Source organism: Paraclostridium dentum, from assembly GCF_012922555.1.
Taxonomy (GTDB): Bacteria; Bacillota; Clostridia; order Peptostreptococcales; family Peptostreptococcaceae; genus Paraclostridium; species Paraclostridium dentum.
On the sequence record NZ_WIPK01000002.1, the window covers coordinates 205,616 to 230,274 of the forward strand.

At 27.9% G+C, this 24,659-nt stretch carries 23 protein-coding genes; 16 read left to right on the forward strand and 7 right to left on the reverse strand.

The genetic code is table 11. From position 1 onward, the window contains the following. Position 1: 1 nt before the first annotated feature. Positions 2-1,612: a HAMP domain-containing sensor histidine kinase gene (locus GFJ41_RS06920; protein WP_170074953.1), complete on the reverse strand. Its 1,611-nt coding sequence runs from the start codon at positions 1,610-1,612 to the stop codon at positions 2-4. After that, on the reverse strand, positions 1,581-2,300 hold the full coding sequence (locus GFJ41_RS06925; RefSeq protein ID WP_170074954.1) for a response regulator transcription factor: 720 nt from the start codon (positions 2,298-2,300) through the stop codon (positions 1,581-1,583). Before GFJ41_RS06925 ends, GFJ41_RS06920 begins: the two co-directional genes overlap by 32 nt. A gap of 215 nt (positions 2,301-2,515) precedes the next feature. On the opposite strand from GFJ41_RS06925, the gene GFJ41_RS06930 reads away from it, so the two are divergent. After that, positions 2,516-5,104: an ABC transporter permease gene (locus GFJ41_RS06930; protein WP_170074955.1), complete on the forward strand. Its 2,589-nt coding sequence runs from the start codon at positions 2,516-2,518 to the stop codon at positions 5,102-5,104. A 20-nt stretch (positions 5,105-5,124) separates the two neighbouring features. Continuing rightward, on the forward strand, positions 5,125-5,790 hold the full coding sequence (locus GFJ41_RS06935) for an ABC transporter ATP-binding protein (protein ID WP_170074956.1): 666 nt from the start codon (positions 5,125-5,127) through the stop codon (positions 5,788-5,790). A 190-nt stretch (positions 5,791-5,980) separates the two neighbouring features. On the opposite strand, the gene GFJ41_RS06940 is transcribed toward GFJ41_RS06935, so the two are convergent. Continuing rightward, positions 5,981-7,168 carry an SAM-dependent methyltransferase gene (locus GFJ41_RS06940; RefSeq protein WP_021429880.1) on the reverse strand — a complete coding sequence of 396 codons (1,188 nt, stop codon included), beginning with the start codon at positions 7,166-7,168 and terminating at the stop codon, positions 5,981-5,983. 142 nt (positions 7,169-7,310) lie between these two features. Here GFJ41_RS06940 and GFJ41_RS06945 point away from each other — a divergent pair, with 142 nt between their 5' ends. From GFJ41_RS06945 to GFJ41_RS06960, 4 genes are all read left to right on the forward strand, one after another. Next, positions 7,311-8,699 carry an MATE family efflux transporter gene (locus GFJ41_RS06945; RefSeq protein ID WP_170074957.1) on the forward strand — a complete coding sequence of 463 codons (1,389 nt, stop codon included), beginning with the start codon at positions 7,311-7,313 and terminating at the stop codon, positions 8,697-8,699. Between the two features lie 2 nt (positions 8,700-8,701). After that, on the forward strand, positions 8,702-9,340 hold the full coding sequence (locus tag GFJ41_RS06950; RefSeq protein WP_170074958.1) for a pentapeptide repeat-containing protein: 639 nt from the start codon (positions 8,702-8,704) through the stop codon (positions 9,338-9,340). Positions 9,341-9,440: 100 nt separating this feature from the next. Beyond that, on the forward strand, positions 9,441-10,130 hold the full coding sequence (locus GFJ41_RS06955; protein WP_170074959.1) for a bacteriorhodopsin: 690 nt from the start codon (positions 9,441-9,443) through the stop codon (positions 10,128-10,130). 352 nt (positions 10,131-10,482) lie between these two features. Then, positions 10,483-10,923: a YaiI/YqxD family protein gene (locus tag GFJ41_RS06960; RefSeq protein ID WP_170074960.1), complete on the forward strand. Its 441-nt coding sequence runs from the start codon at positions 10,483-10,485 to the stop codon at positions 10,921-10,923. Positions 10,924-11,066: 143 nt separating this feature from the next. Here GFJ41_RS06960 and GFJ41_RS06965 read toward each other — a convergent pair whose 3' ends face one another. Continuing rightward, the gene (locus tag GFJ41_RS06965; RefSeq protein WP_170074961.1) at positions 11,067-13,241 is read right to left on the reverse strand and encodes a type IA DNA topoisomerase; all 2,175 of its coding nucleotides are present in this window, start codon (positions 13,239-13,241) and stop codon (positions 11,067-11,069) included. Between the two features lie 257 nt (positions 13,242-13,498). On the opposite strand from GFJ41_RS06965, the gene GFJ41_RS06970 reads away from it, so the two are divergent. Then, positions 13,499-14,848, forward strand: a complete 1,350-nt coding sequence (locus GFJ41_RS06970; RefSeq protein ID WP_170074962.1) for a C40 family peptidase — start codon at positions 13,499-13,501, stop codon at positions 14,846-14,848. A 115-nt stretch (positions 14,849-14,963) separates the two neighbouring features. Then, positions 14,964-15,371 carry a hypothetical protein gene (locus GFJ41_RS06975; protein ID WP_170074963.1) on the forward strand — a complete coding sequence of 136 codons (408 nt, stop codon included), beginning with the start codon at positions 14,964-14,966 and terminating at the stop codon, positions 15,369-15,371. A gap of 48 nt (positions 15,372-15,419) precedes the next feature. Here GFJ41_RS06975 and GFJ41_RS06980 read toward each other — a convergent pair whose 3' ends face one another. Genes GFJ41_RS06980 through GFJ41_RS06990 form a run of 3 tightly spaced genes read right to left on the reverse strand, consistent with a single transcriptional unit; the run spans position 15,420 to position 16,485 of the window. Continuing rightward, a complete protein-coding gene (locus GFJ41_RS06980; RefSeq protein ID WP_053831263.1) occupies positions 15,420-15,992 on the reverse strand; it encodes a manganese catalase family protein in 573 nt (190 codons plus the stop codon). A 17-nt stretch (positions 15,993-16,009) separates the two neighbouring features. Then, entirely contained in the window at positions 16,010-16,273 is a 264-nt protein-coding gene (locus tag GFJ41_RS06985; RefSeq protein ID WP_114543286.1) for a spore coat protein CotJB, read from the reverse strand. Continuing rightward, positions 16,273-16,485 carry a spore coat associated protein CotJA gene (locus GFJ41_RS06990; protein ID WP_052169059.1) on the reverse strand — a complete coding sequence of 71 codons (213 nt, stop codon included), beginning with the start codon at positions 16,483-16,485 and terminating at the stop codon, positions 16,273-16,275. Before GFJ41_RS06990 ends, GFJ41_RS06985 begins: the two co-directional genes overlap by 1 nt. 274 nt (positions 16,486-16,759) lie before the next feature. Between GFJ41_RS06990 and GFJ41_RS06995 the strand changes: the two genes are divergently transcribed. The 8 genes from GFJ41_RS06995 to GFJ41_RS07030 all read left to right on the forward strand — a co-directional run bounded on the left by GFJ41_RS06995 (position 16,760) and on the right by GFJ41_RS07030 (position 24,589). Next, positions 16,760-17,620, forward strand: a complete 861-nt coding sequence (locus GFJ41_RS06995) for a tRNA 2-thiocytidine biosynthesis TtcA family protein (RefSeq protein ID WP_021429844.1) — start codon at positions 16,760-16,762, stop codon at positions 17,618-17,620. A gap of 127 nt (positions 17,621-17,747) precedes the next feature. After that, positions 17,748-18,764 (forward strand): 3'-5' exonuclease, encoded by a 1,017-nt coding sequence (locus GFJ41_RS07000; RefSeq protein ID WP_170074964.1) that lies wholly within the window; start codon positions 17,748-17,750, stop codon positions 18,762-18,764. Between the two features lie 152 nt (positions 18,765-18,916). Then, positions 18,917-19,930: a PTS sugar transporter subunit IIC gene (locus GFJ41_RS07005; RefSeq protein WP_021429898.1), complete on the forward strand. Its 1,014-nt coding sequence runs from the start codon at positions 18,917-18,919 to the stop codon at positions 19,928-19,930. Between the two features lie 330 nt (positions 19,931-20,260). After that, complete coding sequence (locus tag GFJ41_RS07010) at positions 20,261-21,424, forward strand: hypothetical protein (RefSeq protein ID WP_052169058.1); 1,164 nt, start codon at positions 20,261-20,263, stop codon at positions 21,422-21,424. A gap of 85 nt (positions 21,425-21,509) precedes the next feature. Then, on the forward strand, positions 21,510-21,935 hold the full coding sequence (locus tag GFJ41_RS07015) for an NfeD family protein (RefSeq protein ID WP_035114432.1): 426 nt from the start codon (positions 21,510-21,512) through the stop codon (positions 21,933-21,935). A gap of 13 nt (positions 21,936-21,948) precedes the next feature. Then, positions 21,949-22,887 (forward strand): SPFH domain-containing protein, encoded by a 939-nt coding sequence (locus GFJ41_RS07020; protein WP_021429891.1) that lies wholly within the window; start codon positions 21,949-21,951, stop codon positions 22,885-22,887. Between the two features lie 124 nt (positions 22,888-23,011). After that, a complete protein-coding gene (locus tag GFJ41_RS07025) occupies positions 23,012-23,917 on the forward strand; it encodes a S8 family peptidase (RefSeq protein ID WP_035114426.1) in 906 nt (301 codons plus the stop codon). 168 nt (positions 23,918-24,085) lie between these two features. Then, positions 24,086-24,589 carry a 3'-5' exonuclease gene (locus tag GFJ41_RS07030; RefSeq protein WP_021429918.1) on the forward strand — a complete coding sequence of 168 codons (504 nt, stop codon included), beginning with the start codon at positions 24,086-24,088 and terminating at the stop codon, positions 24,587-24,589. The last annotated feature ends 70 nt before the right edge of the window (positions 24,590-24,659 follow it).

The window sequence follows — 24,659 nt, forward strand, 5'->3', positions numbered from 1 at the left end:
CTTATATATTGCTACATTCTTCAAGTTGAACACCATCATTAAGCAATTCAAACTTTAAAGTAACTTTAAACAAATCACCATCAATATCTAGGTCAAGAGATCCATCTTGCATTTCAACTAAATTTCTAGCAATTGAAAGCCCAAGTCCACTTCCGTTTGTATTTCTTGAAACATCTCCACGAACAAATCTTTCAAGTAGCTCATTAGGTGATATGTTTAATTTATGATTAGATATATTTTTCATAGATATAAAAACATATCCGTAATTTGTATAAACATCAATATATACTCTTGTATTTGGCAAAGAGTATTTTGTTATATTAGTAATCAAGTTATCAAATACCCTGAACATTCTTTTTCCATCAATATTACTAAATACAGGGAAGTCAGGGGTATTAATTATAAAATCAAGATTAGAAGCTTCAATCTTATCGTCAAGCTCAACAATACTTTGTATTAAAAGTTCTTTTATATCTGTTTTTTCAAAATGAAGTTCTATATCACCACTACTTATTTTAGACGCTTCGAATATATCTTCGACAAGGGTTTTAAGTTTAGCAGCTTTTTTATCTAGTATATTTATATAAGTTTTAGTTGTTTGCTCATCTAGTTCATTATTTTTTAAAATATCTATATAGCTAATAATTGAAGTTAATGGAGTTTTTAAATCATGACTAACATTTGTTATAAGTTCTGTTTTGGTTCTTTCGCCTTTTAATTGACTTTCAAGAGCCTTATCTAACCCATCGCTTATATTATTTACACTTTGTGCAATAGAGGCTAACTCATCATTACCTATAATATCAAGTTCATGCTCTAAATCACCTTTTTCTATATCTTTAATATTTCGCTCTATATATTCTATATAATCAATCTTTTCTTCTATTTTTTTATAAATATATGAGTAGCAAATCATGCTCGCAATGCTTAAGTACAAAGCTCGTGTTAATGCATAAATTGGCCAATATTGAGAAACTACCATTGTTAGAAAAACAAATATAAATTGAATGGAGGTAGTAATTACAAATAAAGCAGAAATTTTTTTACTTAATGTGTTTTTTTTATTTTTAGAAATAAATCCACGTATAAGGTACATGCAAATAAATCTAGATTTTATAGTATTTTTATTAGAAAAAATACTGATGCACGAAAGATATAACATCCATAAAATTATGATATTGGCTATAACTAAATCTGTATCATAAAATTCCATAGTACGCTTCCAAACAAAGTACCTACTCATAAAAACAAATATTACACAAATTATAATGATTTCTATATAAGCCATGTTTATTAATTTAACTGACGAAGTTATTAACTTAACTGATGCTTTTATATTAAAAATATAAACAAAGAAACTGACTAAAGATATAATAGACGTGATAAAAGCAATATCTTTTTGAATACCTAAAAGCTCAATTTTAGAGTGTTCATAAACTGGTCCAAATAAATAATATTTAGGAAAAAATTCTGTAGTAGAGTTACCTAAAAAATTAAACATTATATTAAAACAAACTTCAAATAATATCGATAAAGATATAAAAAGTATAAATAACGATAAAAACTTTAAAAGTGGATTATTAATAAGCAATTTTTTCGATTTTGTAACCAATTCCCCACACCACCTTTAAATATTTAGGATCTTTTGAGTTAATTTCTATCTTTTCTCTAATCCTTCTAATATGCACAGCTACAGTTTTTTCACAATTATAAGCTATTTCCTCCCACACATGTTCATAAATATCCTTAGAAGAAAAAACAATTCCTTTATTCTCAAGCAAAAACTCTAAAATTTTAAATTCAATAGGAGTAACCTTAATATTTTCCCCATCTAAAGTAACTACTTTTGTATCTTTATTAAGGCAAAGCCCACCACTATTTAATATTGAATTAGTACAACTAGAAATATGGGTATTTTCACCCATTGTATTTAAGTTTATAAATCTTCTAAGTTGAGATTTAACACGAGCTATAAGTTCTAATGGATTAAATGGTTTAGTTATATAATCATCAGCACCCATGTTTAATCCTAAGATTTTATCCATATCTTGATCTTTTGCAGATAAAAGTATTATAGGAATATTGTTATTTTCTCTAATTTTAAGAGTAGCCTTAAGTCCGTCCATGTTTGGCATCATAACATCCATAATAACTAAATCTATATTACTATTTATTAAATTTTCAATAGCTTCCAATCCATCATATGCTTTTAAAATATTAAACCCCTCTGGTTTTAGATAAAATTCAATAGCATCAACTATTTCTCTATCATCATCAACTATTAATATATTTTCACCCATAAAATCACTCCTTCAGAAGTTATTATAACATAGAGTTTTATGCATTAAATCTATAAACACAAGATTAAATTATTAAGAATTTATTACGAAAAGTTGTAATTATTACAATTGAATAAAGAAGTTTATACAATGAACCTAAATTACGTTTTTGATAAAAAATTTAATGTAGAATTCTACTGTAGCGATAAAGTAGTTTAAAAGAGAGGGGAAGAATAATGAAAAAAAATTTAAACTTAGGAGTTCGATATATGAAAGCCTATAAGGCTAGGTCATTTGCAATTATACTAAGTATCATTTTATCGGTAGGTATGATAGTTGGAGTATTAACTTTAACAAAAACAGAAAAAATGAATGAATTACAAACAATGAAATACAATACGGGAATATATCATACAACATTTAAAGACTTAGATTACAATCAGTTAGAAAAAATTGAAAAGTCTAGTGATGTAGAAAATGTAGGTGCTTTTAATTTTCATGGAATTACGACGGATAAAGAAAAACAATCTGTTATAATGTTAAATTGTAATGATGATTATATAATATCAAATTCAAAGCTTGAAAAGGGAAGACTTCCAAAAGAAAAAAATGAAATAGTAGCTGAAGAATGGGTTTTAAAAAACTTAGGAATACAGCCTACATTAAACCAAAATATAAAGCTTAATGTTGAAGATATAAACAAGAATGTAAAAGATGAAGAATTTAAATTAGTAGGAATTATAAAAGATAGACCTACTGAAAAGCAAGTAGCCAAAATGCAAATGTACTTACCTCTTCAAAAGGGAAGTGAACATTTAGAAGTTGGAGTAGCTTTTAATGAGAAAATAGATATACAGGATTATTCTTTAGAACTTGCAAAAAAAGCTAATATAAATAAAGACAATATAGGGATTCAAGAAGACTTTATATCAATTTCAAATGATGCAAACAATATTAGCTTAGATAATATATTGAGTGTATTAGTTATAAGTTTAATATGCGGAATAGTTATATACAGTATTTTTAATATATCTATGTATAAAAGATTTAGAGAATATGGAGTATTAAGGGCAATAGGAGCTAGAAATTCAAAGGTATTTAAATTGATATTAAATGAATTAATGACTTTGGGTATTATAGGTATGCCTATAGGGCTTTTAGGAGGATTAGGAGCATCTTTAATAGCTTATAAAAAATCAAGTGAATTAAAAACAAGTATAGCTTTAGATGGAAAAATTATAAGTTCACATATGGTGTATCCCTTATTTGAAATAACACTATCTATATTATTTATGGTTTTAATATTACTTTTAATATCATTTTTTACATATAGAAAGATAAATAAGTTATCTATTATAGACTCTATAAAAGGTAACAGAAAAGAAAATAGCATAAAAAGAAATAGGGTAAGTGTTAAAGATTTAAGTAAATATATGAAAACATATAAAGCTATATCTTTTAAAAACATATTAAGAAATAAAAAACGATTTATAATGATAGTTTTATCAATGAGTATTTGCGGGATTTTATTTATAAACTCAAACTATCGTTCACATTTGTCTCAATCAGATGACTTTATTACAGATAGGGGACTGTTTAATAACTCTGATATGAGAATAGATATTTATGGGGCTGATAATCAAAGAAATGGCTTAAGTAAAGAAGATATAAAACAAATTGAAAATATAGATGGGGTAAAAGAAGTAGTAAAATCTCAAATAATGAATGGAAGAATGGTTATAAATAAAGGGAATATAGCTAATAAGGGCTATTTTGATTCTATAAATAAATCTATCAGGGGAAGTAACCTTTTTAAAGGATATCTTGTAAAAGATAAAATAAATGATGAGTTGATATTAAAACAAAATCTTAGAGGATATGATGAAAAAGCTTTAAAAGAATTAAATAAATTTTTAGTACAAGGAAACATAGATAATGAAAAAATGAAAAAAGAAGATTTAGCAGTAGTTTATGTTCCTATGGTTACCGAAGAAAAGTTTGATGGAGGTGTAACTTACTATAATGTTGATAATGGTAAGCCAGTTGCAAATATAAAGGTAGGAGATACTGTTAAAGTTAAATTTAGAGAAGATGGGAAAAGACCTATAGAGTTTATAAGGTTAGAAGACACTGATGGTAAGTATATAGAAAAAGAATTTAAGGTAGGGGCAGTAGTTAGCTATCCATTTATGGCAGAAGATACGTATACAAGCGATCATTGCGTAGATGTAATAGTGAGCGAAGATACATTTTCTAAAGCAACAAATAGTACAGCTTATCAAGCTATAAATATAAACTTAAAAGAAGGTGCAAATGACAAAAAGGTTTACGATGAAATCCTAAAGACGACTATAAAAGTTAAAGGTGCCATGGCTAGAAATATAATTGAAGAAAAGAGAAATTCTGATGCAATGTATGAAAAATCTAGAGTTTTCAATGCTGCTATAGTAATAGTGCTATTTGTAATTGCAGTTGTGAATGTAGTAAATAATATAAGCCAAAGCATAGTAGATAGAACTAATGAATTTGGAATGTTAAGAGCAGTAGGTCTTAATAATAAAGATTTTAGAAAAATGATAATATTTGAAGGGATTATATATACAGCAATATCTAGTTTAATAATTATATTTGTATCTTTAATTCTAAACAAAACAACATATGACTCGTTTGGAGTATCTAAGTTTGGGATTGAATTTAGTATAAGATATATAGATTATATATCGATAATAGTAATAAATGCATTAATTGGAGTACTTGCAACTTACTTACCTGCTAAAAAATTAGAAAAAGTAAGTGTAGTTGAAATGATAAATATAAATGAATAAGGATATTGGGAGGATTTAATATGTCAATTTTAGAAACTATAAATTTATCAAAAACTTATGGTAATAAAGAAAGTAAAGTAAACGCATTAAATAATGTTAATATAAATATAGAAAAGGGAGAATTTGTTGCAATAATAGGGCCTAGTGGAAGTGGTAAAAGTACACTTCTTCACTTATTAGGAGGGCTTGAGAAGATAAGTAGTGGAAGCATAAAAGTAAATGGAAAAGATATTAGTAAGCTAAAAGATATTGAACTAGCAGAATATAGAAGAAAAGAAGTGGGGTTTGTATTTCAACAATACAATTTAATTCCTGTACTAAATGTAGAGGAAAATATAGAACTTCCACTAATGTTAGGTAACGATGATATAGATGAAATATACATAAGTGAACTAATAGAGGTTTTAGGTCTTAAAGATAGAAAAAATCATCTTCCTAGTCAATTATCAGGAGGACAACAACAAAGGGTTGCAATAGGAAGAGCATTATCAACAAAGCCAAGTATAATTCTTGCAGATGAGCCTACAGGAAACTTAGACAGTAAAACAACAGATGAAGTAATGGAGTTATTAAAAAAATCTATAAGAAAGTTTAAGCAAACATTAATAGTTATAACTCATGATATAAATATAGCTAAGAAAGCAGATAGAATAATTAATATAGTAGATGGAACTATAAAAATGTAAATAAAAAGCTGTCTCAAAATTAATAGCAATGAAAGTATAAATTTATCATAAGCTATATATTTGAGACAGCTTTTATAATATGTAATTAATTATAAATATTTATGTTCTTATGTAATATTTAAAAATGTACACATTTCCCACCACAATTGGTTTAAATTATAACAAGAAATTTACTCATTTTTAAATTTAATTAATCTTCGTACATATAAGCTCTAGTCATTTTAATGTCGTTGTTAACACCTTTGCTTATTAAAATTTGATGTAAGTCTATTACTCCATTATTGAAGCAAGCAGCACAAGAAGTAAGGTATAAATCCCACATTCTCACAAACTCTTCTCCAAACATTCCTTTTACAGTATCTCTTTCTTTATCAAAGTTTTTATACCACTCAATTAGAGTTCTTGTATAATGTCTTCTTAAACTTTCTACATCTAAAGTATAGAAATCGTATTTAGGGAATATATCTATAATTTCGCGTAAAGAAGGAATAACTCCACCAGGGAATATATATTTTTTTATCCAAGCATCACCAGGAGATTCTGTAAGACCGCTTATGTAATGTAATAAGAAAAGACCTTTTGGTTTTAAAACACTATTAACATTTTTTAAGTATAAATCATAATGTTCACGCCCTACATGTTCAAGCATTCCAACACTAACTATTTTATCAAAAGACATTCCAGAGTGTTCAAGATCTCTATAGTCCATTAATTTAACTTCTAAATAATCCTCAAGACCTTCTTCTTTTATTCTTTCTTGGAATTTTTTTTGTTGTTCTTCACTTAAAGTAATACCAGTACCTTTTATTTTATATTTTTTTGCGGCTTCTATAAGAAGATAACCCCATCCACATCCTATATCAAGTAGAGTTTCGCCTTCAGATAACTGTAGTTTCTTTAATATATGATGTATTTTATTCATTTGAGCTTCATAAAGTGTATCAGTTTCGTTTTTGAAATAAGCGCAAGAGTAGCTAAGTGTTTTGTCTAGCCAAAGACTGTAAAAGTTATTACCTAGATTGTAATGATAGCAAACTTCAGATTTTTGTTTCTTTTCATTACCAGCTTTTGAAAATATTTTACCAAGCTTAGCAAAGTTAGTGTGGAAATGATCTTTTTGACAACCAAATAAAGTATCGAGAGTAAGTAATAGGTCTCCATCAATGGTAATGTCACCACGCATGTAAGCTTCACCTAGAGTTAATGATGTGCTAGTAAGTAAATCTTTTTTACTTAGTGGATTATTGAAACAAACTTTAAAAGAAGGGTTTCCTTCTCCGACTAAAAATTCTTCTCCATCCCAAAGCTTAACCTCAAATGGATTAGTATCAAGCTTTGAAAGAAATTCTTTAATAAATATTTTATCTAGATTATTCATATTAATGTCACCTCTTTAATTTCAATACCCCTAAAATTTGAGAATAAACAAAAAATTTTAAATAAAATTTTAAAATACGACTTGACTGTGGAGTAACTACATACTTTATATTATTATGAGAGAAAGTTTTTAGGAGGTTAATATGGAAAATTCATTAGCAAAAAGTTTTAAATTTTCATCACTTATAAAGTTCACTATACCATCTATTGTTATGTTGGTGTTTATATCTTTATATACAATTGTTGATGGAGTATTTGTATCTAGGTTTGTAAATACAGATGCATTGTCAGCAGTTAACATAGTATATCCGTTTTTAAATATCGTAATAGCTGTTGCGGTAATGTTAGCTACAGGTGGAAGTGCAGTTATAGCTAAAAAATTAGGAGAAAATAAAAGTAGAGAAGCTAAAGAAAACTTTACTTTAATTGTATTGATAGGAGTTATTTTAGGAATATTAATATCTTTAATAGGATTTATATTTTCTAATAAAATTTTGAATTTATTAGGATCTACAGATGAGTTGTATAAGTATTGTATAGACTATTTTTCTGCGCTTCTTATATTTGCTCCAGCATTTATAGTCAACTTATTATTTCAATATCTAACAATAACAGCAGGAAAGCCAAAAGTGGGTCTTACTTTGACTATAATTGGTGGTCTTACTAATATGATTTTAGATTATATATTTATAGTTCCAATGAATATGGGAATATCTGGAGCAGCTATTGCAACTGGTATGGGAAATTTAATACCAGCAGTACTTGGAACTATATATTTTATGAAAAAGAAATCTATTATTCATTTTGTAAAACCAAGATTTGATTTAAAAGTAATATTAAAAGCATGTTCTAATGGTTCTTCAGAGATGGTTACAAATCTTTCAACTGGAGTAACTACTATGTTATTTAATTTAGCGATGATGAAATTATTAGGAGCAGATGGAGTAGCAGCTATAACGATAGTTTTATATGGAGAATTTTTAATAAATTCTGCATATATAGGATTTTCTTCTGGAGTTGCGCCAATTATAAGTTATAATTATGGTAATGATAATAAATCAGAACTTAAAAAAATAATTAAGTATAGTATAAGATTTATATTAATGAGTTCAGTTACTTTATTTATAATTTCAATATTGTTTGCTCCAAATATAGTAGGAATATTCTCGCCTAAAGGAACTACTGTGTTTGATATAGGATACAAAGGTTTTTCACTTTTCTCACTAAGTTTTTTATTTACAGGAATAAATATTTTCTCATCAGCTATGTTTACAGCATTTTCAAATGGGAAAATATCAGCAGCTGTATCATTCTTAAGAACATTTGTATTTATAATATCAGGAATATTAATTTTACCTAGGTTTTTAGGTGTAAATGGAGTATGGCTTGCAGTACCAATAGCAGAAGTTTTATCTATGATAATTTCTGTGACTTTTATATATAGATATAGAAATGTTTATGGATATGGAAAAGAAACTGAAACTCATAAAGAAGATAAAGAAAAGTCATATAAAGATATAAAGGAGTTTTAGATATGAAAAATAAAATACAAGAGCCAAAGATAAGCAATAATTTGGGGATACCAACGAATGTAATTGATGAAATTTTTGAAGAGGAATACTTAGAAAATAAAATAATTGAAAATACTACAATATCAGGTATTTATGAAGTTAGGCTTAGTTTGAATTCTTGTATATTTAAAAATGTAGAATTTGAAAGTTGCGATTTTAGAAAAATTGATATAACTGATGTGATATTTGAAAATTGTAATTTATCGAATATTAATTTTGATGATAGTGGTATTTATCGAACTAAATTTGTAAATTGCAAGTTGACCGGAGCGTTGTTTGAAGATGCGATTTTAAAAGATGTTGAATTTAAAGATTGTTTAGGTAGATATTCTAATTTTTCATTTTCAAAATTTAAGGGAGTTTTAATTACAGATTCAGATTTTCAAAATGCAGTTTTCCAAGAAGTACAAAATAATAAACTAATATTAAATTCTTCAGATTTAAATAGTTCTATATTTAGTGGAACTCCATTGAATGGGGTTGACTTTACTACTTCTAGTATAGACGGTTGTGAAGTTAAACTAAATGATCTAAGGGGAGCTACATTTTCGGTTGCACAAACTTTAGAGTTAGCTAAACTAATGGGGATAATAATAAAATAGACAAAATAGGCTGGTTATAAATATTTAGTAAACTTAATCAGTCTATTTTTTGTTAATTTGGTAAAGATAGGATTATAAGTAAAAATGAAAGGATATTAAAATGAAGCACGAAATTATATTGATAAATTGGGCATGTATATTCCTTATGTTAGTAGGAATGCTTATGATAATATTTATGAGAAAAAAGATAGATTATGTTCCTAAGAAATTTTATAATTTAAGTTTTTATGCGTTACTAATCTCAGTATCTTTATATATCATTAAAGCTATTTTTATGAACATACATCCAAGTAGGAGTTTTTACATGATAATTATATATTTAGATTGGTTGATTATAACTCCTATGCTAATTAATATATTAGGATCAATTGGAATGTATTATGATCATAAAAACAAGAAGCTTGTATTAGGTATAATCTTTGTATATTTGATTATGACAATTAGCTTTATAACTTCAAACAATACAACTGGCTTTACAAATGGTATTACACTTTTGATTAGTTGTGTATTTTTTATTATAAACTTCTGGCTAATTTGGGGACCTTTAGAAAATATAGCTAGTCTTCAAGGGTGTTACGAATATAAATTATATAAACTATTAGCTTTGTTTACTACAATAATTTGGATAGGATATCCTGCATTATGGGGAATAGGGCCTAGGGTTTTAGATATAATAGATCATAAATTATATATATATTTTAGAATAATAATTCCTACTATATATAAGTTAGGATTTATATTTATAGCATTACATGGAGTGAAAAAGGTAAATAAAATTAAACAGCATTAAAAAATTATAATTTAAGTTTAACGTTTCATTTTAATTTGTCATAAAATAAAATTTTTATAAAAAATATTTTTTTTAATATGGAATTTGGTAAAAATCTGTAGTACTATGTATACATAGACAACAAGATTAGACAAAAAACAACTAGAAAACAATAGGAATTGACATAAATATTAAAGCGGGTGTTCATTCTCCCAATGGCACCCTTATAACCTTTAGATGAAATACTATCCCCCCATAAATAGTATTTTAAACCTAATACCCACCCATTTAAAAGACTGTATCGGAAACAGTCTTTTTTTTTTCGATTATTTTAGTTTATAATTAAGTGAAGTCAAATGATTAGGAGAATGATATGAAAATTTTAATAGATGCAGATGGATGCCCTGTTGTTGATATAACTATAGAAGTTGCGAAAAAACTGGGAATAGAAGTAATACTAATGTGTGATACTTCTCATATATTTAATAAGAAAGGTATAGAAACTATAATTTTATCTAAAGGGGCAGACTCTGTAGATTTTGCATTAGTAAACAAGGTTAATAAAAATGATATAGTAGTAACTCAAGATTATGGGCTTGCGGCTATGGTTTTAGCTAAATCAGGTAATCCAATAAATCAAAATGGGAAGCTTTATACAAGTGAAAATATTGATCAATTATTATTTACAAGACACATATCTAAAAAAGCTAGAAATGCAGGTTCTAGAATGAAAGGACCTAAAAAAAGACAAAAAGAAGATGATATAAGCTTTAAAAATAACTTAATCAAATTAATCAATAGTATCAACAAATGATGTATATAAACATAAAAGAGAAGTAAATTATTTCTGAAAAGGTGAATCGTATAATATATGTATTGACGAAACACTCACGTACGAAGTACGTCGTGTAAAGGAAAGACATATATTATATGATTCACTACCTAATCAGATTTAACTTACTTCTCTTTTTCTTTTTCTTTCTCTTTCTCTTTCTCAAATTCCATATCCCAAGAGAAATACCCATTATCTTTTTTAGTGTATTTTAAAATAGCATCAAATTTATTTCCACTTTTGCTAGTCAAACCTTTAACTTTAGCAGAGCCACTTTTTAAAATGCTTTTTACCATAGTTTTATTAGGTTTTTTCTTTAAAGCTAATAAGAATTTATCACTATTCCAAATTCCAAATTTACATTCTTTATAATTGGTGCAAATATAACCTTTAGAACATTCAACCACGTCATTTTGACAGACTGGACATTTTCCAAAGCTTTCTTGCTTTGCTCCATCATTAGAGAAAGTTCCCTTAGAATATCTTTTGGTTTTAGGATTATAGCTATAAACTTCAGTACTAATATTTTTATTACTATCATTTTTTATAGCCTCAACTCCATTTACTATGAAGTTCATTATATTTGTAAGGTACTCACTTCTAGTAAACTCTCCTCTTTGAATATCACTTAAGCTTTTTTCAAGTTTACCAGTGTAATCAACATCTAGTAAATCCTTCAAAGGGAATATATCAACTAAGTTTTTACCTAAATCAGTAATATAATAAGATTTACCTTTTTTATTTACATAGCCCACTTCTGAAATTTTCTTTAAAACTTCAGCACGAGTAGCAGAAGTACCTATTGAGTAGCCTGATAAAACTGCTGTATCCTCATCAGATACATTTTTACCGCAGTTTTTCATAGCTTTAAGAAGTGTATCTTCTGTATAAGATTTAGGAGGTGTAGTTTGTTTTGTTAATATATCCATTTTAACAACATCTACAACTTCATCTTTGTTAACAAACGGCAATAAATCATCTTTTTCTTCCTTATTATATACTTCTAAGTATCCTTTAACTTTAAGAACTTTACCTTTTGTTAAAAATTTATGGTCATCCACGAAAGTATGAATTTCAGTGTTTTCATATTCAGCGGGAGGCATGAAGTTAGCTACAAATCTATCTTTTATAGCATTATATACAATTTCTTCATCAGGAGTTAGCTTATTAGGAATTATGTAAGTTGGCATAATGGCACTATGGCTATCAACTTTTGAAGAATCAAAAACTCTTTTACTTTTAGTAAATTTAATTTTATCTGCATAAGTAAGTCCAACTTTAAGTTTCTCTAAAGTTTGAGATGCCTTACCAGCTAAGCTTTCCTCTAAGTATATAGAATCAGTTCTTGGATATGTTATATATCCACCTTTTCCCTTACCTTCATATAAAGACTGACACACTTTCAAGACTTTATCAGAAGTAAAGCTAGAGTATTTTGAAGTTATGTAACCTTGAAGAGATGTTAAACTAAATAACTTAGGAGCATACTCTTTAGATGTTGTAACTTTCTTATCTTTAACAATACCAGTAGGGGATGTTATACTATCGATTACTTTGTTAGCATCATCTATACTATCAAATTTTGATTCTTTTCCTTTTATATACTTACCTTTATATTTACCATTAGTACAACTGAAGTTTCCTTCTATTTCATAATATGTTTTAGGAATAAAATTAGCTATTTCCATATCTCTATCGTAAACTAACTTTACAGTTGGAAGTATAACTCTACCAATATTTAATAGCTTTCCATTTCCGTATTTTAAAGTAGTCATTGATGTAAAATTAATTCCAATTAGCCAATCAGTTACTAGTCTTGTATAGCCTGCAGCTTGCAGATTTCTCATCTGTTCATCTGTTTTTAAAGTGGAAAGGCCTCTTTTAATATCTTCAGGAGTCCATTCATTTACTAGTATTCTTTTTATAGGCTTTTTATTTTTAGCTGTTAGAAAAATCAAAAAAGCTATCAGTTCACCTTCACGGTCATTATCTGTAGCATTTATAATTTCTTCAACATCGTCCCTATGAATTAACGATTTTACTATATTAAATTGCTTAGATTTAGACCCGTCAACTTTGAATCTAAATTTATCAGGTATAAAAGGAAAGTTTTCACTTTTCCAAGATCCTGCATAAGACTTATCGTAATCTTTAACATCATATAAAGATACTAAATGACCTACAGCATAAGTAACTATATAGCCATTTCCTTCAAAATATCCATCACGTTTAGTTTTAGCACCTAAAAATGAGGCTATTGTTTTAGCAACAGAGGGTTTTTCTGCTAATATCAGTTTCATATTTAAAACCTCCTTAATAAAACCTATTAAATATATTAGCACATAAAAAGAAGTAACTTCAAGAAAACTATAAAAATTATATGTATAAAGAAAAAAGTAAAAAATCCGTATATAATGAATTGACATATAACTAGGTAATAATTGGGAAGTCGTTACAAATGTAGACAAAATGTTACAATTTTGTAATAATAACTATAGTATAAAAATATATTATTGAAATTATCGAATATTTATAGGGAGAGGAGCAAAGTAAATATATGAATTTGAAGAAAAAAAGCATGATAGCTGGATTAATTTCAGCGGCGATAATAATTCCAGCTTCTACGGGGGTATCGTTTGCTAATACGAATGAACAAACTAAAAGTGTTGATTATAGAACTATAAAAGGGAATTCTGTAAACTTTAGACAAGGGCCAGGGACTAATTACTCATCTATTGGAAAGTTAAACACAGGAGATAAAGTTGAATATATAGAAACTGTAGGTTCTTGGACAAAAATTAAGTACAATGGAACAGAAGGATTTGTACATAGTGATTATGTATCAGGATCTACAGCAAATGAAGAGGATAATACTGTAAAAGGGAATAAGCAAGTTACAGGAAACAGCGTAAACTTTAGACAAGGTCCGGGAACAAGTTATTCAGTTATAAAAAGTTTAAATAAAGGAACACAAGTAGGCTTAATATCAGAAAGCAATGGATGGGCTAAAATAAGCTGTAATGGAACAGTTGGATATATATCATCTCAATACCTAGGAGATATAAATTCAGGTGGCGGACAAGAAGATAATACAGTAAAAGAAAATAAACAAGTAACAGGAAGTAGTGTTAACTTTAGAAAAGGACCAGGAACTAATTACTCAGTAATAACAGCTTTAAGCAAAGGAACTAAAGTAGGAGTAATATCAGAAAGTAATGGATGGGCAAAAATAAGCTATAATGGAACAATAGGATATATATCATCTCAATATTTAGGGGATATAAATTCAGGTGGCGGACAAGAAGATAATACAGTAAAAGAAAATAAACAAGTTACTGCTAGCAGTGTAAACTTTAGACAAGGTCCAGGAACTAATTACTCAGTTATAAGATCATTAAGCAGAGGAACGCAAGTAGGAGTAATATCAGAAAGTAATGGATGGGCAAAAATAAATTATAATGGAACAGTAGGATATGTATCATCTCAATATTTAGGAGATATAAACTCAGGTGGTGGAGAAAATCCAGGACAATCATCTAGTGCAGATAAAGTTATAAATATTGCTAAACAACAATTAGGAAAGACATATGTATGGGGAGCTGAAGGTCCAAATACTTTTGATTGTTCAGGATTTACTATGTACTCATTTAAAAATGGAGCAGGAGTAAACCTTCCTAGAGTTTCTAAAGAGCAAAGTAAATATGGAACATCTGTTAGCAAAAGTAATCTTCAAAAAGGAGATTTAGTTTTCTTTGATACAGATGGAGACGGTGTAGTAAACCATGTTGGTATATATATTGGAAATAATGAATTTATACATGCTTCATCAGGAGCTGGAAAAGTTGTAATATCACAGTTCAATAGTTACTATAATTCTAAATTTACTAATGCAAGAAGAGTTTTATAAAAATAAAAAGCGTAAGCTTTTTATTTTTTTTTACTTTATGTGTATAAATATGATTGCAAATTGAAAATACTAATAAAGTCATCATAATTATAGTATTAAGTGAAGGAGTGTAGTCATGTGCTTAATAACTGATTTTTACCAATTTAAATACAGTAAGAATAATTGCTATATAGAATTTTATATGGATAGAGATGCTGTTTTAAACATAGAGAACGCTCTAGATGAAAGATTAAGTGACTGTGTAACTAATAGAGATTCAGAATGTGCATATATGAGGTTAAAAGAGCTATTTGAAAATGCAAGGTTGTCAAGTAACTCACAATATGTAGAAATCAGAATGAATAAGTGTTATATGATTTATATATCTAATTTGCAGTTATATTTTAGAAACCAAGGGCAATATGCAGTTTTAGATGTGTTATATAAGTATTTACAGGCATCTATGGTTGAAGAATATGAAAGTTTAAAAGTATTTAATATATTAGATGAAGAGACGAAGATAAGAGTTTTATCTAATGTTTAATAAAAATAAAGCAGGTTCTATTATTTAATAGAACCTGCTTTATTTTTATTAAAATGTTTTTTTACTTTCTTGGTAATCATATATATCCATTAAAGCTTCTCCGAATCTTTGATAATGAATAATTTCTCTTTCACCTAAGAAACGAAGAACATTTTTAATATCTACATCGTCAGTTAAATTAGTAAGTTGATAATAAGTTGCTAAAGCTTTTTGCTCTGCAGCCATATCTTCATGCAAATCTGTAACTGGATTTCCCATAACAGCTATTGTAGATGCTGAAAAAGGAACTCCATGAGCATCTGAAGGGAATATTCCAAATCCATTTTGTGCGTAGTTTTCACCAAGACCAGCTTTTCTAAGTTCTTCTGGAGTTGCATCTTGAGTAAGTTGATAAACCATACTAGCAATCATTTCAACGTGAGCTAGTTCTTCTGTACCAATATCGGTTAAAAGTCCCTTAGATTTACTTGTTGGCATAGTAAATCGTTGAGATAAATATCTTAAAGCAGCACCTAATTCACCATTAGGTCCTCCAAATTGAGTTATTAAATACTTAGCCATTTGTAAATCTTTAGATTTAAGATTTACAGGATGTTGTAAAGTTTTTTGATATATCCACATAAAAATTATCCCCCTATTTACATTTCATAAAATTTATTTTCCCAAGGCCATGGCCCTTCTACCCATTGAAAGGGACTTTGACTTGGAGAGTATCCAAAGTTATTTAATGGGCCATATCTTTTTTCATAGTTCATTCTAGCTTTAGCAAATTCTGCACATAATTTATTATAAGTTGCTAACGCTCTTTCATCATCTTTATTATTGTCTAGGTATAAGTTCATATCTAAACATGCAAAACAAAGTTCTTCTATATCTGTTAACATATCAGCACGTGTAGCCATTATCTTTTACCTCCATTAATTTTTTTTATATATCTATATAAATCTTTATTATACATAGTAGATTCCCATAAATTTAATTCAGGAAATATAGTTCCATATTGAAGTGCTTTTGACAAATTATACATTTTGCAAAACACTTGATCATTAACATATGGTCTAGCTAATTCGCAACCACAATTCTTTTTTACAATTCTATCGTTTCTATCGTTCACCAAAATTCCTCCAGTTCAAATGATGTATTTTGAAAATTATATCTAAATAACAGTTAAATTAACTGTATCTAATAGCATAATATTCATATGTAGCTAAAAAGTTACACAAAATTTATAAATTAAAAAACATATATAATAAGTAGAAATTTGAAGATAATAATAAAAGTAAATGATTTTCTGGGAAATAATTAGATATAAGGTAGGAATATCTTGAACTAATATTGGCCTTTATGATAAAATAAGTTGCATGTTCACAAAAAGATGAGGTGATTGAATGAGCGAATTAGCAGGAAAAGGCTGTGAAATTATAGTTCCTTTTGATGAAAGACAGCCACTTAAAGATATCGAAAGAAGTATTGTAAAAAGATATAGAAAAAACTTATGGTCTAAGTTTATAAAGGCTATAAGAGCATATAATTTAGTTGAAGAAGGCGACAAAATTGCAGTAGCTATATCTGGAGGAAAAGATAGTTTGCTTATGGCAAAGATGTTCCAAGAGTTAAAAAGACATAGTCAAGTAAACTTTGACGTTGAATTTATAGCTATGGACCCTGGATATCATAAAGATATAAGACAATTATTAGTAGATAACTGTGAATACTTAGATATACCTATACATTTGTTTGATTCGAAAATATTTGAAATTGCAGATGAAATAGCAAAAGATTATCCTTGTTATATGTGTGCAAGAATGAGAAGAGGAGCATTATATTCTAAAGCAGAAGAGTTAGGATGTAATAAATTAGCTTTAGGACATCACTATGATGATGTAATAGAAACGACAATGCTTAATTTATTATGTGCAGGTAACTTTAAAACAATGCTTCCAAAGTTAAAATCTACAAATTTTGATGGAATTGAAATAATAAGACCTTTATACTATATAAGAGAAGAGCATATAGTTAGATTTATACAAAATAGTGGTATATGGCCTTTAAACTGTGCTTGTATGGTAGCGGCTAAAAAGACAGGTAATAAGAGATATGAAATAAAAGATCTTATTAAAAACTTAGGCGATAACTTCAAAGATGTAGAAAAATCTATTTTTAAAGCTGCAGAAAATGTAAATATTGATTCAGTTTTAGGATGGCAACAGGATGGAGAAAAACATTCTTTCCTAGAGAGATTTGAGTAGGGTGTACTTAGTACATCCTTTTTCTTTTAGATTGATATTAATAAAAATGTATTATAAAATTATATTATGATAAATTTAATTAAGTGGTAAAATGTATAGGTTTTATGCTTTAGAGAGGATGAAGGGGATGAAAAAAATATATATAGATTTTGAGATGAATATGTCAAATTCTAAATATGGAAGAGATATAAATAATGCTGATATTATTGCTATTGGAGCTGTAAAATACGATATGGCTACAAGGGACATTTCAAATTTTAAATCGTTAATAAAACCAGTAAGCGAGATTGATATATATCCTCACATAGAAGAACTTACTAAAATAACCAATGAAGAAATTGCTGATGCGCCTACCTATGAAGAGGTAATGAGAGATTTCAAAAGATGGTTAGGTGAGTTTTCGGAAATAGAAGGTATTTATACTTTTGGAAATCTAGATTTAACATGTTTTGCAAATACAGATCGAAGAAGTTCTAAAAAAAATAACCATCCAAGGTTTGTTAATAATATAAAAGATTTATTTATTGACATAAAAAAAGAATACTTAAATAAAGGTATTAGATGTATAAATTATATATCTTTAAAGAATTTACTTGAATATTCAAATGTCGAGTTTGACGGAGAAGCACACGATCCTTTAGCAGATGCATACAATTTGCTTATATTAGACATGACATTAACTAATAAAAAATGTATAAGAGAATTATTGATTATAAAAGATTTAATAAAAAACCCTTTTGTCGAAATTAATACAAATTTAGAATTTGTTTTTGAAGAATATAAACATAGAGTGCATGTTGATGAAGAAAATGTAAATTTAGATGATATTTCTATAGAGATTTTAAAAACTTTAAGATTATATCTAAAGTCTATAATTGATTTAGATATATACAATATAGAATATATAAAAGATGTTAGTAAAAAATTACTTACATTTAAGAACCTTATTGATATAAGCAAGGGATACTTTTATCTATTAGAAAATGTATACCTAGATATGATGGAATTAATGGAAGATTTATCGTATTATAAGTTAGGTCAAGACCAATATAAACAAGAATTGACTCAAATATTAGAACTATTTGAACAAGATTTAGAAGAAGAAAAATTGAATTTAGAAGAAGTTTTACAAGCCAGCTACTAAGCGCATTTTAGCAGTAGTTGGTTTGTTTTTGTGTGTATAAAAAATATTATATATAATTTAAATATTTTGAAAATTATTGCAAGATGATTAGGTTTTAGATTATAATATAGGAAAAGGTTAACATTTTTTGGACAAAAGAGGGGGCTTTAAAAATGGAAGTTATAAAAGGAACAGTATTATTATTAGCAGTACTGACCGCGTTCTCAGTGTTTAGTTACAAGGCGCCGCATGGTATGAAGGCTATGGGTGCACTAGCTAGTGCAGCGTGTGCTACATTTTTAGTGGAAGCTATACAGTTTTCATTACTAGGAAATACTCTTGGAATTCCATTTCTTAGTGAACTAGGATCAATAAATGGAGGACTTGGAGGTTTAGTTGCAGCATCATTAGTTATGTTAGCATTAGGAGTTTCTCCGGTATATTCAATGTTACTAGGAATAACTTGTTCAGGATTAGGAATACTACCAGGATTTATAGCTGGATATTTAATGTCATTTGCAGTTAAGTATTTAGAAGAAAAAGTTCCTCCAGGACTTGATTTATTAGTCATGGTAATTGTAATGGCACCAATAACTAGATTAATAGGTGTGTCATTAGAACCTGTAGTAAATAGTACATTATTAACAATAGGAGAAGTAATAGCAGGATCTACAAATTCAAGTCCAATAGTAATGGGATTAATAATAGGAGGATTCTTCACATTAATATCAACATCTCCATTAAGTTCTATGGCACTTACAGCTATGCTAGGTTTAACAGGAGTACCTATGGCGATAGCATCACTACCTATATCAGCAACATCTTTTGCAAACTTTATATTATTTAAAAAATTAAAATTTGGAGATACAAGAGACACTATATCTGTTGTAATTGAACCATTGACACAAGCAGATATAATATCAGCAAATCCAATACCTATATATGTAACAAACTTTATAAGTGGGGCACTTGGAGGAGTAGTAGTTTCAGCAATGGGGCTTGTAAATAATGCACCAGGTACAGCTGCACCATCTGCAGGACTTCCAGTTATGTTTGCATTTAACCCAGCTAAAGAAGTTTTAATATGTATGGCTATATGTGCTGTAATAAGTTCTATTGTAGGATTTGCAGGAAGTTATGTATTTAGAAATCATAAGATAGTTACAGCTGCAGAAATAAGAGGATAATATTTTTTACATAAACTAAATAAGAATATACAGGCTGTCTTACAGTAAATTTGTATAAGTTTAATACTTAGCTACAGATTTTACTTTGGGACAGTCTTTTTTACGATTCATAAAATTATATTAGACAAGACCTCATGGATTAATATATATACATTAAATTGTATGCCACTTAGAGTAAAAAAGCTTTTTAAGCAACGGACGTAGTCGTTAGCGATATGAACGAAGTGAATTTTTGTTAAAAAATTCATTATCTTCTGTCGTATAAATAAAATCATTTTTTTGGACTTGTATATATAAACTTATATTATAAGAATATAAGGAGGACTATGTATGGAAGGTATAAAAAGTTATTTTGAAATGGTATTTGTTATATTTATTACTTTATCAATGGCATTTATGGGAATTAAGTTATTATTGTTTATTTTAGAAATTAGAAAGAATAGACAAAGAAAAAGTATCAACGGATATAGTGAAAAAACAAATAATTTGAGAGGTGGATATAGAGGTATTAAAAGAAATCAAACTGACGAGAGTAATAACTCAATTAAAAGTACCAAAATAAGTAATAAAGATGATAAATACGAAATTTTAAAATATGATAATGGAGATACATATAAAGGGGAATTAGTGGACGGAAAAAGAAGTGGATTTGGAATTTGCATTTTTGCAAATAAGGATAGATATGAAGGTTTATGGAAAGAAGATTTGATGCATAGTATAGGAAAGTATATTTATAGTGATGGTTCTGTTTATAGTGGGGATTTTAAATTTGGAACTATAGAGGGCATAGGAATGTATACTTTTGTAAATAAGGATATTTACAAAGGTGAGTTTAGAAATGGAAAAAGAGAAGGAAAAGGACTTGTTATATATAATAATGGAGATAAGTTTTCGGGCACTTTTAGCGATGGATTAAGAGAAGGAAAAGGCAAGTATGTATGTAATAACGGAGGAGTATTTGAAGGTGAATATAAAGAAGACAAATTAAATGGAAAAGGAAGTTACTCATATGCTAATGGAAGTAAATATATAGGTGAATTTAAAAATAATGTATATCATGGAAAAGGTGTACATACTAATGAATCTGGAGACATATATGAAGGTGAATTTAAATATGGATATAAAAAAGGTTATGGAATATTAAAGTATAGAAATGGAGAAAGTTATAAAGGTTATTTTAAAGATGATAAATTTGATGAAAAAGGGTTATATGTATATAAAGATAATTCAGTTTACGAAGGCGAATATAAAGATGGGGAAAAATCCGGAGTAGGAACTTACACATGTGAAAGTTATAGATATATAGGGGAATGGAAAGAGGATAAGAAAAGTGGAATAGGAACATATTATTTATTAAATGGAACAAAGATTGAAGTTTGTATAAAAGATGAAATAATAACTAAAGGGGAGGTTATCAGAGAAGGAAAAGAAAACAGAGAGATAAAAAATATAGATATAAGCAAAAATGAAAAAGAGGTAATAAAAAATATTTAAGTAGTTACAATAAGGCTACAAAGCATATACTATAATTACAAAGGTATTTAAAATAGGGTATAGTATACTTAAGGAGGGAGATTTAATGTTTTTAATATGGATTATAATAGGGATAGTATTACTTATAATTGAAGCTGTTACAGTAAACTTTCTATCTATATTTTTCGCCATAGGCTGCCTTATAGCAGGGTTAGCATCATTTATAATACCTTCTTGGGGTGCACAAATCGTAATAATGTGTATTGTTTCAGGTATAGGAATTATATTTGGTAGAAGTGTACTTCAGAGATACTTTGAGGTAAATAAAGAAATAAAACCATCTACCATAGATGCTTTAATAGGAAAAACTGGTGTAGTAGTAAAAGATATTAGCTCAGACGAACCTGGATTAGTAAAATTAAATGGAGAAGTTTGGACTGCAATATCAGTTAATTCAATAGAAATACCTAAAGATGCCAATGTAGTTGTTGAAAAAATAGATGGGGTAAAATTAATTGTAAAAATTGCATAAAGGAGGGTTTTAAATGTTTGCATCAATATTCTTTACAGTTTTAATAGTATTAGTTATAGTTTTAGCTTTTTCTACTATTAAAATAGTAAAACAATCAGAAGTTATTATAGTAGAAAGATTAGGGAAGTATTGGAAAACAGGTGAATCAGGATTAAATATAGTTATTCCTATATTAGATAGAGTTGTTAAGAGAATAGATCTTAGAACTCAAGTTATAGATTCTCCACCACAACCTGTTATAACTAAAGACAACGTTACAATGTCAATTGATACGGTTGTGTATTATCAAATTACAGATTCTTTTAAGGCAACTTATGAAATAGCTAATTTAGTTCAAGCTATAAGATATTTAACAACTACTACATTAAGGGATGTAATAGGAACTATGGAACTAGACAGAACGCTATCTTCAAGAGATGATGTAAATAATAAACTTAGAATAATACTTGATGAAGCTACTGATAAATGGGGAGTAAGAGTAGAAAGAGTTGAAATTAAAAACATAGATCTTCCAGCGGATATAAAAGAAGCAATGGAAAAACAAATGAGAGCAGAGAGAGAGAAACGTGCAGTTATACTTCAAGCAGAAGGTACAAAACAAGCTGCTATAACTGGGGCACAAGGACATAAAGAATCTCAAATATTAAAGGCAGAAGGAGAAAAGCAAACTGCTATACTTCATGCAGAAGCTAAGAGAGAATCTCAAATTAGAATTGCAGAAGGGGAAGCAGAAGCAATCAATAAAATTGCAGAAGCAGAAGCAAATAGAGTTAGAATGGTATATGAAGCTCTTAAAAATGCTAATGTTGATGAAGCAATGTTATCTGTTAAATATGTAGAAGCATTAAGCGAAATGGCTAAAGGTGAAAATAAAGTATTCATTCCATATGAATCACAAGGATTACTTGGAAGCATAGGAGCTATAAAAGAACTAATAGCTGATAAAAAATAAATTTAAAGAATAAAAATGTCTTAAGGATTAAACCTTAGGACATTTTTTACGCTTAAGGCTTATCACAATATAACTTTAAATTGTATATAATTCAGTATGAATGTTATCAAAGGAGTTGTATTAGATGAGCAAAATGAGATTGCTTCCATATAAAGTAAATGAAGTTAGTAGAGAGACTAAAATAGTTTCTTATGGGGTCAAAATGATTAGAGCTGATAAATTTTGGGCTAAATCAAACCGCGGAAAAGGAATTACGGTAGCTATCATAGATACGGGTTGTGATGTTGATCATAAAGCACTAAAAAATAATATAGTACACACAAGAAACTTTACAAAAGATGATAACTCAAATAAAGATATAGCTAATGATTATGTAGGCCATGGAACTCATGTTGCTGGAATTGTTCTTAGTGTTGCGCCTGAATGTAGTCTTATGATTTTAAAGGCTTTAAATGGAGATGGAGAAGGAGAGTATAAGTGGATAATAAATGCTATTAATTATGCTACAAGTAAGAAGGTAGATGTTATAAGTATGTCATTAGGTGGATATATTGATGATGAAAATCTTCATAAAGCTATAAGAAAAGCTGCAAGCAATAATATATTAGTGGTCTGTGCAGCAGGAAATGATGGAGATAATAACTCATCTACAAATGAATATTCTTATCCAGCTGCATACAGTGAAGTTATTTCAGTTGGAGCTGTGGATGAGAATGCTAAACCTGCATATTTTTCAAATAGTAATAATTATCTAGATGTAATGGCACCAGGGGTAGGTATTTTGTCTACTTATAAAAATAACTCGTATGCAATTTTAGATGGAACAAGTATGGCGGCCCCTCATGTTAGTGGAGCACTAGCTCTTATAAAGAACTACTCAGATGGAGCGTTTGAAAGAGAACTAAGCGAGTCAGAAATATATGCACAACTTATTAAGTTTACTTTAGACTTAAGTTATGATAAAAAGGTTCAAGGAAATGGATTAGTATTTTTAGAAAGTCCTAAAATTCCTAAAAAAGGGTTTAAATAAATGATAAAACTAATTTTTGATATTAAAAATATAAAAAAGGACAAGAATTAATTTATAAATATGAAAAGAAAAAGCATTAACATAATTTGTTATTGCTTTTTCTTTTTTAATATATGCTAAAATTTGATATAATTATACATATAATTATATGAAGGTGAGAGGTTTTATATGAAAAAAGAATTTATTGTAGTAGATTTAGAAACTACTGGTTTAGATCCATACAAAGGTTGCGAGATTATAGAGATTGGTGTAACTGAAATTATAGATAATAAAATAGGTAGAAATTATTCAAGATTAATAAAACCTAATGGAATAATTCCTACATTTATAAGTGATATAACTAATATAAGTAATGAAATGGTAGAAAATGAAAAAAGTTTAGAAGAAGTTTTACCTAAGTTTAGAGAATATGTAGGCGAAAAAACAATAATTGCGCATAACGCTAAATTTGATTTAAAGTTCTTGAATTTTTATTTAGATAAAATGGGTCTAGAGCCTATTAATAATCATATATGTACTTTAGAACTTTTAAAGCAGAACAAAGAATATAAAGGAAAAAATAAAAAATTAGAAACTGCGTGTGAGTACTATAATATAGAAAATAAAAATGCACATAGAGCAGATAGTGATACACTAGCTACTGCAAAATTATTTCTTGAACTAAATAAGTAACAAAAAACCCTTATACTTACTAAAATAAGTATAAGGGTTTTTTAAGTATACAAAATTGAATTTGCTTTTT

What these genes read in the sequence shown, in the direction of transcription:
- GFJ41_RS06925 (WP_170074954.1), bottom strand. Translation starts at nt 2,300, where the DNA reads ATGGGTGAAAATATATTAATAGTTGATGATGATAGAGAAATAGTTGAT.
- GFJ41_RS06930 (WP_170074955.1), top strand. Translation starts at nt 2,516, where the DNA reads ATGAAAAAAAATTTAAACTTAGGAGTTCGATATATGAAAGCCTATAAG.
- GFJ41_RS06935 (WP_170074956.1), top strand. Translation starts at nt 5,125, where the DNA reads ATGTCAATTTTAGAAACTATAAATTTATCAAAAACTTATGGTAATAAA.
- GFJ41_RS06940 (WP_021429880.1), bottom strand. Translation starts at nt 7,168, where the DNA reads ATGAATAATCTAGATAAAATATTTATTAAAGAATTTCTTTCAAAGCTT.
- GFJ41_RS06945 (WP_170074957.1), top strand. Translation starts at nt 7,311, where the DNA reads ATGGAAAATTCATTAGCAAAAAGTTTTAAATTTTCATCACTTATAAAG.
- GFJ41_RS06950 (WP_170074958.1), top strand. Translation starts at nt 8,702, where the DNA reads ATGAAAAATAAAATACAAGAGCCAAAGATAAGCAATAATTTGGGGATA.
- GFJ41_RS06955 (WP_170074959.1), top strand. Translation starts at nt 9,441, where the DNA reads ATGAAGCACGAAATTATATTGATAAATTGGGCATGTATATTCCTTATG.
- GFJ41_RS06960 (WP_170074960.1), top strand. Translation starts at nt 10,483, where the DNA reads ATGAAAATTTTAATAGATGCAGATGGATGCCCTGTTGTTGATATAACT.
- GFJ41_RS06965 (WP_170074961.1), bottom strand. Translation starts at nt 13,241, where the DNA reads ATGAAACTGATATTAGCAGAAAAACCCTCTGTTGCTAAAACAATAGCC.
- GFJ41_RS06970 (WP_170074962.1), top strand. Translation starts at nt 13,499, where the DNA reads ATGAATTTGAAGAAAAAAAGCATGATAGCTGGATTAATTTCAGCGGCG.
- GFJ41_RS06975 (WP_170074963.1), top strand. Translation starts at nt 14,964, where the DNA reads ATGTGCTTAATAACTGATTTTTACCAATTTAAATACAGTAAGAATAAT.
- GFJ41_RS06980 (WP_053831263.1), bottom strand. Translation starts at nt 15,992, where the DNA reads ATGTGGATATATCAAAAAACTTTACAACATCCTGTAAATCTTAAATCT.
- GFJ41_RS06985 (WP_114543286.1), bottom strand. Translation starts at nt 16,273, where the DNA reads ATGGCTACACGTGCTGATATGTTAACAGATATAGAAGAACTTTGTTTT.
- GFJ41_RS06995 (WP_021429844.1), top strand. Translation starts at nt 16,760, where the DNA reads ATGAGCGAATTAGCAGGAAAAGGCTGTGAAATTATAGTTCCTTTTGAT.
- GFJ41_RS07000 (WP_170074964.1), top strand. Translation starts at nt 17,748, where the DNA reads ATGAAAAAAATATATATAGATTTTGAGATGAATATGTCAAATTCTAAA.
- GFJ41_RS07005 (WP_021429898.1), top strand. Translation starts at nt 18,917, where the DNA reads ATGGAAGTTATAAAAGGAACAGTATTATTATTAGCAGTACTGACCGCG.
- GFJ41_RS07010 (WP_052169058.1), top strand. Translation starts at nt 20,261, where the DNA reads ATGGAAGGTATAAAAAGTTATTTTGAAATGGTATTTGTTATATTTATT.
- GFJ41_RS07015 (WP_035114432.1), top strand. Translation starts at nt 21,510, where the DNA reads ATGTTTTTAATATGGATTATAATAGGGATAGTATTACTTATAATTGAA.
- GFJ41_RS07020 (WP_021429891.1), top strand. Translation starts at nt 21,949, where the DNA reads ATGTTTGCATCAATATTCTTTACAGTTTTAATAGTATTAGTTATAGTT.
- GFJ41_RS07025 (WP_035114426.1), top strand. Translation starts at nt 23,012, where the DNA reads ATGAGCAAAATGAGATTGCTTCCATATAAAGTAAATGAAGTTAGTAGA.
- GFJ41_RS07030 (WP_021429918.1), top strand. Translation starts at nt 24,086, where the DNA reads ATGAAAAAAGAATTTATTGTAGTAGATTTAGAAACTACTGGTTTAGAT.